This window comes from Shewanella sp. UCD-FRSSP16_17 (genome assembly GCF_001675935.1).
Classification (GTDB): Bacteria; Pseudomonadota; Gammaproteobacteria; order Enterobacterales; family Shewanellaceae; genus Shewanella; species Shewanella japonica.
In genome coordinates, this window is sequence record NZ_LZFV01000001.1 from 677,903 (window position 1) to 690,637 (window position 12,735).

9 protein-coding genes are annotated in these 12,735 nt (G+C 39.6%); 1 reads left to right on the plus strand and 8 read right to left on the minus strand.

The window, feature by feature from the left end:
* Positions 1 to 40: 40 nt before the first annotated feature.
* The 5 genes from A9267_RS02875 to A9267_RS02895 all read right to left on the minus strand — a co-directional run bounded on the left by A9267_RS02875 (position 41) and on the right by A9267_RS02895 (position 7,504).
* A complete protein-coding gene (locus A9267_RS02875) occupies positions 41 to 1,525 on the minus strand; it encodes a sulfatase family protein (protein WP_231919035.1) in 1,485 nt (494 codons plus the stop codon).
* Positions 1,526 to 1,697: 172 nt separating this feature from the next.
* Complete coding sequence (locus A9267_RS02880) at positions 1,698 to 2,645, minus strand: HEAT repeat domain-containing protein (protein ID WP_065108169.1); 948 nt, start codon at positions 2,643 to 2,645, stop codon at positions 1,698 to 1,700.
* Between the two features lie 101 nt (positions 2,646 to 2,746).
* On the minus strand, positions 2,747 to 4,114 hold the full coding sequence (locus A9267_RS02885) for a hypothetical protein (protein WP_065108170.1): 1,368 nt from the start codon (positions 4,112 to 4,114) through the stop codon (positions 2,747 to 2,749).
* 176 nt (positions 4,115 to 4,290) lie between these two features.
* Positions 4,291 to 5,811 carry a sulfatase-like hydrolase/transferase gene (locus tag A9267_RS02890; protein WP_065108171.1) on the minus strand — a complete coding sequence of 507 codons (1,521 nt, stop codon included), beginning with the start codon at positions 5,809 to 5,811 and terminating at the stop codon, positions 4,291 to 4,293.
* Positions 5,812 to 5,965: 154 nt separating this feature from the next.
* On the minus strand, positions 5,966 to 7,504 hold the full coding sequence (locus A9267_RS02895; protein WP_197495500.1) for a family 16 glycosylhydrolase: 1,539 nt from the start codon (positions 7,502 to 7,504) through the stop codon (positions 5,966 to 5,968).
* A gap of 712 nt (positions 7,505 to 8,216) precedes the next feature.
* Between A9267_RS02895 and rsgA the strand changes: the two genes are divergently transcribed.
* Positions 8,217 to 9,314: a ribosome small subunit-dependent GTPase A gene (rsgA, locus tag A9267_RS02900; RefSeq protein ID WP_065108172.1), complete on the plus strand. Its 1,098-nt coding sequence runs from the start codon at positions 8,217 to 8,219 to the stop codon at positions 9,312 to 9,314.
* Between the two features lie 135 nt (positions 9,315 to 9,449).
* Here the strand turns inward: rsgA and A9267_RS02905 are convergent, their stop codons facing one another.
* From A9267_RS02905 to A9267_RS02915, 3 genes are all read right to left on the minus strand, one after another.
* Complete coding sequence (locus A9267_RS02905) at positions 9,450 to 9,866, minus strand: GNAT family N-acetyltransferase (protein ID WP_065108173.1); 417 nt, start codon at positions 9,864 to 9,866, stop codon at positions 9,450 to 9,452.
* Positions 9,867 to 10,266: 400 nt separating this feature from the next.
* A complete protein-coding gene (locus A9267_RS02910) occupies positions 10,267 to 12,180 on the minus strand; it encodes a S9 family peptidase (protein ID WP_065108174.1) in 1,914 nt (637 codons plus the stop codon).
* Between the two features lie 113 nt (positions 12,181 to 12,293).
* Complete coding sequence (locus tag A9267_RS02915; protein WP_231919036.1) at positions 12,294 to 12,731, minus strand: hypothetical protein; 438 nt, start codon at positions 12,729 to 12,731, stop codon at positions 12,294 to 12,296.
* Positions 12,732 to 12,735: the final 4 nt, after the last annotated feature.

Here is a 12,735-nt window from a genome sequence, read left to right on the forward strand (position 1 = left end):
TTACGATGATGACTTAACTAAACATGGAAAAGCGTGATGATTACTTTTCGGTAGAGTAAGTTTTGTCAAAACGTGGCATGCCATGTAGACGCCATTCCGCTCCTTCAAAGTTTTCGTGAAACCACAAAGGCTGTTTATTATCCCAGCTCCACTTTTCCATCTCACGAACCATATCATTCAATTTATTGCGATGCTTTGAACTGAGATCTTCAGTTTCGTTGGCATCAGTTTCGACGTTAAACAGTTTCCAGGGTTGTTGACTGTGTTTAACCGCTTTCCACTCATTACGTCTCACTGCCGCATCGCTATAGCCTTTGCGATGACGAAGGACATAAAATAATTCATCTTGATGAGGGTTTTTATTGGCACTGAATGCTGGCCAGATGTTCTTACCGTCTAAACGTTTCTGTTGCGGGACGTCTGCGCCAGCAAGCGCTGCAAAAGTGGGATACAAATCCAATGCTAAAACAGGATGTTCAAAACGTTGCCCTGATGCCACCTTGTCAGGCCAATGGAATAACATCGGCGTTCTGTAACCACCTTCATAAACACTGCCTTTACCTTCTTTTAAAGGATAGTTATTGGCGCCTTTACTTAACTTGCCGCCGTTATCACTCATAAAAACGATTAAAGTATTATTAAGTTGATCAGTTTTATCGAGCGTTTCAACAATTTGACCGACACCACGGTCAACGGCGTACACCATGCCAGCATAGGTTTTACGTTTTTGGTCTTTGATAGTTGGAAACTGATCCATATCAGATTGTTTCGCCTCAAGTGGCACATGCGGTGCGTTATAAGCAAGATACAAGAAGAAAGGTTTATCATGCTTGGCGGCGTCAGCGACAAAACGGCTCGCTTCACGTGAAAGAGCATCTGTAATGTATTCGTTTTCGTCTACTTCTTTACCATTATGCTCAAGAGGTAAAATGTAGTGATTGATATTCGTATTCCCCTGCTTTATCTGCTCTGCATATTGCGCTTTGAATTGTTGTGGGAAATAATTGTGACCGCCTCCTGTGAATCCATAAAAGTCATCAAAACCACGAGCATTTGGATGAAATTCAGGCGCTTCGCCAAGATGCCACTTTCCAACAGCCCCAGTGTTATAGCCATTACTTTGTAATAGTTTACTAATAAACTGTTCTTCTAACGGCACCCCAACAAACGAGCCTTTAGTCGGTAAATTAAATTGAGAACCTATTTTATGCGGGTATCGCCCAGTCATGAGTGCTGCTCGACTTGGGCCACAAAATGGATGCGCGACATATGCCTGTGAAAAAGATGTCCCATTCGCTGCCAGTTGATCTAAATTAGGCGTTTTAATTTCCTTTGAGCCATTAAAACCAACATCGTTGTACCCAAGATCGTCAGTTAATATCAATAAAATATTAGGCTGTTTACCCTTCGTTATTTCAGTATTAGCATCAACCGATAACGCTGGTGCAGCTTCTGCTGATACAGAAATGGCCAGCATTGCCGTTGTTAACAGTGCAGTCATATTTTTAGTTGTGATATTACGCATTAACGACTCCCCCATTAGCGCACCACGCCAATGACTCACAGCCTCAACTATATTATTTATCCGTATATTATTCATAACATCCATTTCTCTATCGCTAAGTTATTATTTATATTTAATATTTTTGCCAAATTTTCTCTGTGATGACACAAGGTATTACTGATAATTACTTCATTTAAATGACACCAAACTCATACAATAAAGCTTCAATATGTTGTTGATGCTCGGTAGATAAACTATGCCCATTTTGTGCGTGTAACATTGTTAAGGCATTAATTAATTGAGGATCATTCAATTGTCTTTGGCCTATCACTGTTAAGGCTGCATTACTGACATCGTTATCAAGGTCAAACAAAGCTTGTTCAAGTAATTCAATCTCATCTTCTCGCTGTACAAGCCCAATCACTTCTATTGCCGCGGCTCTTACTTCAGCATAGGGAGAGTCGTAAAAAGGCTGATATTCCAGATTAAAAGACTGTGTTTCAGCGTCTGTCATTGCCCCTGTTTGACTAGTGAGTTGAATAGCACGCTTAATGTATTCAGGCTGTGTCATTGCATGTAATTGACGTCTTAACGCTTGTCGCTGCTCTGCGGTTATTTTATGTGAAAATTTTTGTTCCAATATTTCGAATGCGATTTCATCATCCGGGTTATCTAGTACAAAATTATATAAACCCTTGGCCACGCCCTCTTTAAAATCAGAGCTTTCATCAACTACCATGTTAATTGCTAAGCTTTTAGCTTGAGCGTTTTTTATTGAATTTATTTCACCCATTAACTCAATAAGATTTAATTCCGTATTTAAATTGTTCAGTTTATTGTCTAATCCGACCAATAATTGGCAGCTTGTTGTAAATTCATTTATGGCATTATTTGGCAATGTATTAACATCGAACTTCGCGAAAGATCTGCTCTGTAAAGCGCGTTTGTATTCTTTGCTATTACCAAGATGCAATTCACTAGCTAAATGATGCGATTCTTCAGCAGCGGTAATAAACTGATTTCCCTTTAAAGAAATAACGGCATATCGGTATCCCGCAATACTTGAAAATAAGCTGGCAACTAGGATGAGCAAAACCACAGTGAATGCACTTAGCTGAACTCGCTTGTTTGTGATATCCATATAGCCCCATCAAATATCAACAGTGCGGTAAAGTTAATTACCGCACTGGGTTATGTATTAATAACAAGCCAATATATGGTTTGCTTCACGGCAATTAAGCATTATTTATTAATCCAGGCTGTTGCAGGCTTATTGTTCAGCTTTATTGCATCTTCACGATAAAATACGTTCGTTGAACGCTCATAGTTGCCAGTTTTAATAATATTGGCATTTGAAATATCTATCCCAAAACGACCTTTAGCAGAGGTACCAACCGTATTGCGATTTAACGCCGAAGCTATTAACACTGGTGCCATTGGCTTGGTATGCCAACGACGTCCTGATGGATCATTTGGAAAATCTGCAATTTTCGTTCTGCCAACACTTTCACTTGGTTCAACAAAATATTGTGAAGAGGCTCCAATATCTGCCAATGGTGTATTTTTGGTTTTAGTTAACGAAATACGCCCAGTAAACTTTGTTCTTTCAAAATAACCACGACTGAATGTATTAGAGTCGCTGGAATTGCTCATAATAGTAAAAGCACTATTCACGCCGCGAATGTTTGAGCCGGTAATGTCTGAACATATCTTTTGATGAGGTTTGAGGAACAAAGCTGCCATTCCTTCAGTGTTTTCAATATCAATCATCTTAATATCAGCGATGTTACCCACTCTTGGCCCAGCCTGATTTAAATAATCAGAAGGACGGCCACTACCAGGTTCTAACCTAATCGTTAACCCACCCTCAGCGTCTAAGTTTTTAAGACGCATTTTCTTGCCACTAAATAGCTGAATTAAGGCATAGCCTGCTGCTACTTTGGTTGCAGAAATATTTTCTACTACGCCTTTTTCGGGGATCCGGCCATAAGTTGCGTTATTAGCCACCGTTCTTGCGTCACTGTCTGCCACCATAAATAACGAAGGGAAAATAGAATAGTTATCTTTGATGTTAAAGTTTGATAATGCGAAGTTTTTGACATAGCCCACTCTCACAGGAATAGCATTAGAGAAGATGGCACTTTTATTTACGTCTATATTAAAACGACCGCTACCCGTTGAGGTTATTTCCACATTCTGCATTAACGGCGCACGGGGACCTTGGCCATTGCGGTTTAAGTTAAATAGCACTTTATCTGCCATTTTAATGGTTTTGCCTGACTGAATTTCTAACCTTACATTCGCTTTAAGATCGATTTGAGCTAATTTGATGTCGTTGCCCATAACTTTAACAACACCGCCATTTACTTTATTACTCGCACGGTTAATTGCAGCCTGCAGTTGACTCGTTTGCTGCGATGCGTTTCCTGATAAATTGACTGTTTCTGACGTTCCAGTCACTTTGTTAGTGAAATATCTTCCTTGATTACCAATACTTGCAGCTTCTGTTGACGTGCTATAAGTCATTGATGCAATAGAAAGCGTTAACATAGTTCCCATTAAACAATGCTGAATTGTTTTACCTATGCTTTGATTAATAACGCTATTCATAATGTCTCCTAATTGAAATTATTTTTACTGCTTTGCCAACATTGGAGCCGCAAAAACCCAGCTTTTAGCCATTGGCCAAAAGCTGTTTCCAATCTAAAACAGGGGTTAGTGGCAATGAATGCCGTGGTTTACGGTGAGCAGTTTTGTTATGTCAAACCGACCAGCGTAAATTCTGTTTACAACATTTCTTTCATATGTTGTTTAAATTTGGTGATAGCAGGATCATCGACTCTCACAAGCTCGTCATGCATATACTTAACCATCTGTTTCAGTTGTTTTTTGTACTTAGGGTCGTTAATTGAATTTGTCATTTCATAGGGATCGTTTTTTAAGTCGTATAACTCATCTCGACTATCCCCTGGGTTCCATACAAACTTCATCTCTGGTGTTCTAATCGCTCGAATACCAAACCAGCCGCCGTTGTACCATTCGTAAGCATACAAAGCGATGTCGGCTTTGTTACTATCAGCAATATCACCTTGTTCCATAAGGGGAACTAATGAACGGCCATCGACGTCCCCATCATTGGGTAATGTCATCCAATCAGCCAACGTAGGCGCGATATCTAACATAGACACTTGGCGTTCAATGATTTTAGGTTCGACATTCGGATCACGAATAATAAGTGGCATTCTCATGAGTTCGTCATAAGCATATGGGCCTTTATCGTATAGGTTATGCTCGCCTAACATACTGCCTTGATCGCCAATAACGATAATGCGTAAATCATCATACATACCAACTTCTTTTGCGGTTTTAATTAACTCACCAACCGCATGATCTATCATGGCAATCGCGCCATAATAAAAGGTGCGTGACTTGCGCCAATCTTCATCGGTCATATGACTTACATCATGCCAAGGCCACCAAATATCATCTTGTGACATTGGTTTATTAACGCGTTCAACACCATGGTTTTTAGGAAGTTTTACGGTTTTAGGATCAAACATACTCGCGTAAGGTTCTGGCACACGGTATGGTGGATGAGGTTGTTCGAAACTGATAATGCCAAAAAATGGTTCATCTTTTTTAGCCGCTGCTTTAAGCATTTTTTGCCCTTCTCGGACTTCCTTACCCGCTTTGGTATCCTCAAAAGTGCCTGGCATTGTGCGGTAATATTCGTGCTTTTCACCATTAGCATCGCGTTCGCCACGTTTGAATTTAGCGATATTTTCTTTCGTTTCGTAAGGCGCCCATTGGCGACCATGACGCTCTACATCTTTATCATGACCATAAACAAACTCAGCCCCTCTTAACGCAGGGCCTTGTGCGCCAATATGCCATTTGCCAACATAGCCCACTTTATATCCGGCATCGACGGCACGTCTGATGACTCCACCTTCTTCGACACGCAGTTCGTCTAAACGAGAATGATATAGGCCAACGTTGTCATCAAGCCCCGTTTTATGTCCCCAGCGACCAGTAAACATTGCGGCTCTTGAAGGTGAACATAATCCCGTACTCGTCATTGCATTATCGAATCTAATGCCTTCGTGCGCTAATGCATCAATATTAGGGGTATTAACCGGGCCATCACGATAAGAGAATGTATCAAAGCGCATATCATCAAACATCAAAATCAACACGTCGGGCTGATTCTCGCTATCCTTTGCGCTGACTTGTATCGGTAACACACTCAATGCCATGGCAGTGACACATGCAAGTGCTAGTGCTGTCGTTTTATTGTGAAATATCATAATCACTCTCTTGAGACCGCTCGATACATCAGACTTCAGTCAATCTCGTATATTACTGCGCCAACATACATTTTCATCTGCTATTAACGCGGTTTAAATCCATTAAAATTAGCCACATAACTAAATCATTATGTGGCTTTCCTTTTAGCTTAACTTATTGTTTAACAACTGAAATGTCGTCGATATAAAACAATGCAGATACATCTTTAATCTGGCTTGGATCAACCGTGATTGTTAACTTAGCGTCATTGGCTACAGGCGCGTTAAGGCTTATATCTTGGCTTACTGTAATCCATTGTGCTTTGTGCGCATGGTCAATTTCGCTTAGATTGAATGGCGCTAAAACAAAGCCTGCATCATCACCATTTGCATTATTAACAGTCACGTTAAACTCACTAAGAGAGTTACTAGTATCAACCCAAAGACGCATTGAGAAACGATAATCACCTTTGTCTAATCTCACTGCTTTTTCAGGTGAACTAACCTTGATTAGCTCATCTGTAGCATCTTTGTCTGCGGCAATTTTAAGGCTGCGTAAACCTGTGATTCGCTGTTCTTTAGTGATGGTTGCATAGTTTGCTGAGTTAGCATCAATATCCCAAAACTTTTGATATTGATTATTTTCAGAATTTTCAGGTACCAATTTAAGCGGACGTTTATTTTCTTGAAACAGTATAGGCCCTTCAAATCCGAAGAATGCACGGTCGAGTAGTTCTGGGTTAGGCTTTTGCCATACTCGCATATAGTCAACTTCAAAATCAGCTGGAAGTTCTTCTTTATTAGGCATACCTAACCAAGCAAAAATTTCAGAATCCAACCAAATTTCTAGCGGGTTATTAAGCACCCAACGATCGCCTAGCTCTTTTTGAGTAAAGCGTTGCAGTAATTTTCCATCAAGATATAAGTTTAAGTAATCTTCGCCCCACTCTGCTGCGTAAATATGAAACTCGTCAGCAACGCGATATGGTAAATTTTCCTTGTGATGGAATACACGAGTTGGACGTTTTGCTGGTGGACTCCAATCATGAACAGTTGACTTAGATTGATCAGGTTTGATATCGCCAATGATTTTCGGATTACCGATTTGTTCATAGATATCTAACTCAGACTGATAACCAATGGCCCAGAACGCACTGGTCATTGAAACGTTAACCGCTTTGGAACGTATTTCCATGTAGCCATTTAAAAAGCGTTTATTACTGACAATGGCAGCTGTTGTTATTGGCATAGGATCGCCATTAGCCAATGAACCATATTTCGCATCGACTTTGCCGTCTGCGTAGTTTTCATTAGCAAATTCAAAATCAGGTTCCCACTGACTACGTAATTTTAAAAAGCCGTCTTCAACAATCACATTATGAGGAGCAAACTGAGACGGTGCTCGACCTTTCCAAATGTAGTAATCACCGTTTTCCCCTTGGACAAACCACTTTTCTTGGTCAATTTCAGTGCCATCAAATTCATCACTGATTTCAGTATTAAGCACCCAACCACCTGAATTGGTTGGATCAGAGAAAGGCAAAATTTGAGTAGATGTTTCTTGTTCTACTGTTGCGCTATTTACAACAGACTCAACCTCTGCATTAGTTTCTTTATTTTGGCAAGCCATCAAGCTTTGAGATATACAAAGTACTAATGCAGTTTTTTTAAACATCGATTTGACCAATAGTGGCTTGGCAACGATAGACTTCATTGAAGGACGTCCTTTTAATTCAACCTTAATCATCTGAATAAATTAAGGAAATACTAGCTAATAATCATTCCACAGTTGCAACCTGTTATTACTAACGATTTTGTTTACAGATTTGTGAAACTTGTTAAATTAACCACTATGTAAACATATGATGTTTGCATTTGCAATATCTATTTGGGTCATTTTTATTCAATTTGTTAAAGCAGAATAAAACATTTTTTCAAAATCATAGCACTGCAAAGATAAAATATCCCATGCTCAAAGCATAAAGATAAGATATTGTAATTAAAGCTTTTATAAACTTAGATTTTGCTTAGAAGGATATGTTTTAAAAGATACTAACCGTAAATTTATTGCCTAAAAACAAAGCATGTTCAGTTTTTTATCCTGAGTGGGGTTATGACATGTCAAATCACACTTGTGCCATTGTAGTGCAATTAATTAACACTACAGAGCAAAATACCAATAACTCGTCAGTTTGACATTTTAGGCTTCAATCAGGCTACAAATTGAGCCGTCGTACTGATAACGTGTAGTATATTTGCTGCTCGCCCTGTATCGCTAGTTAAATTAGCTACCATAGTCACAAGTCGTTAATTCATAATCTGATAACATGCTATTTATCGCTAGTAATGACTCACGTAATAAGTAAAGTTAAGCTGATGACTATACTTAACGTTACACCACATAAGACGCCTTATTAGGACAGTAAATGAGTGAATCCCCTTCAATAATACAACTCGGTTGGCAGCCTTTTTTTCAGCAACAATTATCGCTGGAAGAGATGGAATTAATTAGCGATGACAACGCAGATGATAGGCTAATTATTGGCCGAGTTATTGAACAACACCGTAGTGGCGTGATCGTACTCACCCCAAGCGGTCAATGGGCAATGTCGCAAACCGCACATCAAGCCAGTGTCACTGATAGATTGTGTGTTGGAGACTGGGTGTTATGTGATCAACAGCATAAGTTTGTTCGATTACTTGAACGCAAATCAGTATTTCAACGAAAAGCGCCTGGAAGTAAGGTTGAGTCGCAGCTTATTTCAGCTAATGTCGACAGTTTGTTCATTGTCTGCTCATTAAATAATGACTTTAATCTAAGTCGAATTGAACGATATTTATCGCTGGCCAATGAGTCACAAGTCACGCCTATTGTTATATTAACTAAAGCAGATCAGTGTGACGATGTAGCAGATAAAACTCAGTTAGTTCAATCATTGAATCCTTTAATGATGGTGCATTCAGTCAATGCTCTTGATGAAACCGAAATAATACCGCTACTCGATTATTGCAAACAAGGACAGACTATCGCTTTGTTAGGCTCTTCTGGCGTAGGGAAATCAACCTTAGTCAATGGATTATTGGGAAGTTCAACTCAGCTCACTAGCGCAATACGAGAAGATGACAGTAAAGGTCGTCATACAACCACATCAAGAGCACTTAAATGGATGTCTCGAGGTGAGCAAAGTGGTGGATTAATACTCGATACCCCCGGGATGCGTGAATTACAGCTAGGTGCCTGTGAGCAAGGCGTCAGTGAAACATTCAGTGAAATAACACAACTTGCATCGCAGTGCCGTTTTTCAGATTGCCAACATCAAGCGGAGCCAGGCTGTGCAATTCAAGCCGCGCTTGCTTCAGGTGAGTTAACTGAAAGACGACTTATTAGTTACCAAAAACTAATGCGAGAACAAGCATTAAACGGGGCAACATTAGCGCAAAAACGCGCTAAAGATAAAGCCTTAGGGAAAATGATCAATTCAGTACAGACAGCATCCCGCTCTCGTAAAAAAGGCGATTATTAACTCGCTCAATACTGATTTTTACTTAGGCCGTGTTTAATTAATAATTTACGGACCGATTATTGACTTACCAAAACGAAAAATCAGTATTTTATCGACAAGTATCAATGTTTACTTGATGCCTTTAACGCTGAGTAGTTAGCCGTAATGCTTAAAAAGAAAATATTGTGCAGGACTTTTACCAAATGCAGGTGCAGAACCAATGACTTCAAATCCATGTCGTTGGTAAAACCCTGACGCTTGAAATGCTAAGGTATCTACTTGAGCAGCTAGGCAACCACGTTCAATAGCAGCGTTTTCTGCCAGTATCATTAATTTATGGCCTAATCCCTCGCTGCGCATAGACTCATCTACCCATAACACATTGATTAAAAATTTTTGATATATCGTTCTACCTGCAATACCAGCAATGATCTTGTCATTTCCATCTCGCATTACGATAGTTAATGGCTTTGATAGCTCACTTCCCATATTCATTATGTTAAACGCTCTTACCCCATCAACCAGTTGATCGACAATATCTGGGGCTTCAGAATAAATGATCTCTGTGTTCAATTGACATCCTTACTCTATAAGTGTGAGTGACTTAATACCGATTTTAGCTTTAATTTATTAAAAAGCATCCTGTATAGCAACTAGGGCCTGTTGATCTTTGCTGGTTAAGTTTTGTTTGAAATAAAAGCGTTTTAATTGAGGCGGATGGATTGATGCTTAGTCATCTAAGCAAAATTCATCCAACAAAGAGTAAAACGCTTTTACTCGAACCCTTTGGGCAGCGTTTGTTGGCCATTTTTACTGCGTTATTGACTTTTTATGTAGAATAACCACACCACAAAGTCTCTTCCATGTATAAATGGCCAACAATTCGCTGCAAAAACAACCTTGAAAGATCTACAGGCCCTAATAAAAAGCCATTTGATAATCAAATGGCTTTCTAATCACTTACAACAATAGGCTATAAATACTGCTGTAAAAAGACTAAATATTTATTAGATGCACTAATACGGTTGTCTTTCTTACTAAAACCATGGCCTTCATCATCGAATACTAAGTAATCAACGTGTGTACCGCCAGCTCGAATAGATTCAACCATTTCATCACTCTCAATCTTCAACACTCTTGGATCATTTGCCCCCTGAACCACTAAAACAGGGCTTTTGACTTGATGACCAAAGAACACGGGTGAAATATTATGTAAGCGTTCTTTATCAGTGGCAGGATCGCCTAATTCATCATAAAGACTTTTTCTAAATGCTTCCCAGTAAGGCGGAATACTCTCTAAGGTTCTTACCCAATTAGTCACGCCGAAAATATTAATACCTACTTTAAACTCGTCGGTAAACGCCATTGCCGCCATAGTAAGGTAGCCACCATAGCTCCCTCCCATAACGCCAATTTTGTCAGCATCGACCCAATTTAAAGTTTGTAAGTATTTTTTGTTGAAAACCACATCTTGTAAATCATCTTCACCATGTCGTTTATCATCTAAATGAAAAAAGGTTTTACCATAACCACTTGAACCACGGTTATTAATTTTGATAATGGCGTAACCATTATTAACCAAATGCTGAACGGTTGCAGAGTAGCCCTTGCGAGATTGACCGCCGGGCCCGCCATGAATATAGATTAACGCAGGTACCTTTTTAAACTCAGCTTGTTTGGGCTTATATAAAATTGCTGGTATCTCAAGTCCATCAAAGCTTTTAAACCTCACCACCTCACCAGTCACAAGGTTTTGCTCCAAAATAGCTGGATTACCAGAATTGGTCAGACGTTTTACAGATGAAGAACCAATGGTATGGCTGTATAAATTGGATGGTGAGGTATCAGAATTGATATAAAACACCATTGATTTAGAATCCTGTGAAAAGTTAACGCCACGTAAATCGCCGCTTGGAAGCTTAGGTAATGACAGCTCTTTTTGCTCAACAAGATCAGTGATGGTTAATTGCGTTTGTGCGTCAGCATTAATCCCAGTAACTTGGTATCGACCATCATTTGAGAAATAACTAAAACTAACATCCCAATCCGCTTTGTAATTAACTTTATGGGAACCCGTTGCAATGTCATATGCCCACGCTTGCTTAAACTCACCAAATTCGTTAGTTGAATATAATAGTTGCTCGTTATCTTTAGTAAACGTGTAGGCGGAATAAGAAACGTTACCTTGGTGCTCGGTAATTAAACGAGGTTTGGCCATCTTCAAGCGTAAATCAACGAGATACAAGTCAGTATTACTGTTTGAATGGTCTTTACTCAATACAATAAATCGGCCATTTGGACTCATGGTTTCAACGGTATAACCTAAGTCGTTTTTGTACACTAAGTTACGGCTGTAGTCGTCAGTGTTGTATTGATAAATATCAAAGTATTTAGCATCACGTTCATTGGTCAACGCAAAGAAAGACTCATCATTTTCATGCCAAGATAACATCACGGCTTTGAGGCCCTCACCTGGAGTGAGATCGATTTGATTCCCTTCGACATCTTGTACAAACAAATGATCTAACTCATCCCCTCCTTTATCAGCACTAAACAAAAAGCGATTGTCATTGGGAAACCAAGATTTTACAAATACTGACTCTTCTGTGGAAAATGTTAATTGAGTGATTTCAGAGCCGTCTACAGGCACTTTGTAAGCATTAAATATCCCTGTTTTATCATTACTTACCAGTACTGCAGTGCCATCATGGTTGATAGAAGAGCCGAACACACTGGTGGTTTTATAAAAGTCCTCAGCAGTATAAGTTTTAAAAACACTTTGCGCTGGTGGGGATATTTGTGGGGTGACTTGCACTTGCTTATCAGCAGTCGAGCAGCCAGTGAGCATTAGCGTTATCACTGCACTACTAATCAATGTTTTCAGCATAATATGTCCTTATTTTGCGTGAAAAAGGGTTAACTTACTAACGTAACGACTCTGAACGTTAATATACTGTTAGTTAACCTAGCACTGAGTTACTGCTATAGCGAATATTTTACTTATTTCTGATTATTTAGGACTCGTTGAATTTGTTGTTTCTCTTGTTTTGACAGGGCTTGATAATCTCTTGGGTAAGGCCAGCCGTAGCCCCAACGATAGGTTGTCGGAAAATATGGACTGCCACCAACTCTCACCCCTGCAAGCATAAGGCTAGCTATATGCGGTTGGCCAAGGTTGGCGACGCATTGCTTTAAGCGTTGATCTGATTCAAGGCGTTCCTTGGCCGTACCGCCCTGCCAATAGTCAAAATCATGTGCAGTACAACATGCAAGCCATAATTGATTGTCGGCCAAAGTGCCATCGGGGAAAACACTACAACCATCAGAGGTAAATGGCACGATATCATCCGCATGAGCATAATTTACGAGGGGTTGAGCGATAAAAATAGAACTTAACAACAGGTAAGCCCAAGCGCGATAATGGTGTTGTCTAAACATATAA

Excerpts from the sequence above, each read along its gene's own strand:
- A9267_RS02885 (WP_065108170.1), bottom strand. The coding sequence starts at position 4,114 with ATGAATAGCGTTATTAATCAAAGCATAGGTAAAACAATTCAGCATTGT.
- A9267_RS02915 (WP_231919036.1), bottom strand. The coding sequence starts at position 12,731 with ATGTTTAGACAACACCATTATCGCGCTTGGGCTTACCTGTTGTTAAGT.
- A9267_RS02895 (WP_197495500.1), bottom strand. The coding sequence starts at position 7,504 with ATGAAGTCTATCGTTGCCAAGCCACTATTGGTCAAATCGATGTTTAAA.
- A9267_RS02880 (WP_065108169.1), bottom strand. The coding sequence starts at position 2,645 with ATGGATATCACAAACAAGCGAGTTCAGCTAAGTGCATTCACTGTGGTT.
- rsgA (WP_065108172.1), top strand. The coding sequence starts at position 8,217 with ATGAGTGAATCCCCTTCAATAATACAACTCGGTTGGCAGCCTTTTTTT.
- A9267_RS02875 (WP_231919035.1), bottom strand. The coding sequence starts at position 1,525 with ATGCGTAATATCACAACTAAAAATATGACTGCACTGTTAACAACGGCA.
- A9267_RS02910 (WP_065108174.1), bottom strand. The coding sequence starts at position 12,180 with ATGCTGAAAACATTGATTAGTAGTGCAGTGATAACGCTAATGCTCACT.
- A9267_RS02890 (WP_065108171.1), bottom strand. The coding sequence starts at position 5,811 with ATGATATTTCACAATAAAACGACAGCACTAGCACTTGCATGTGTCACT.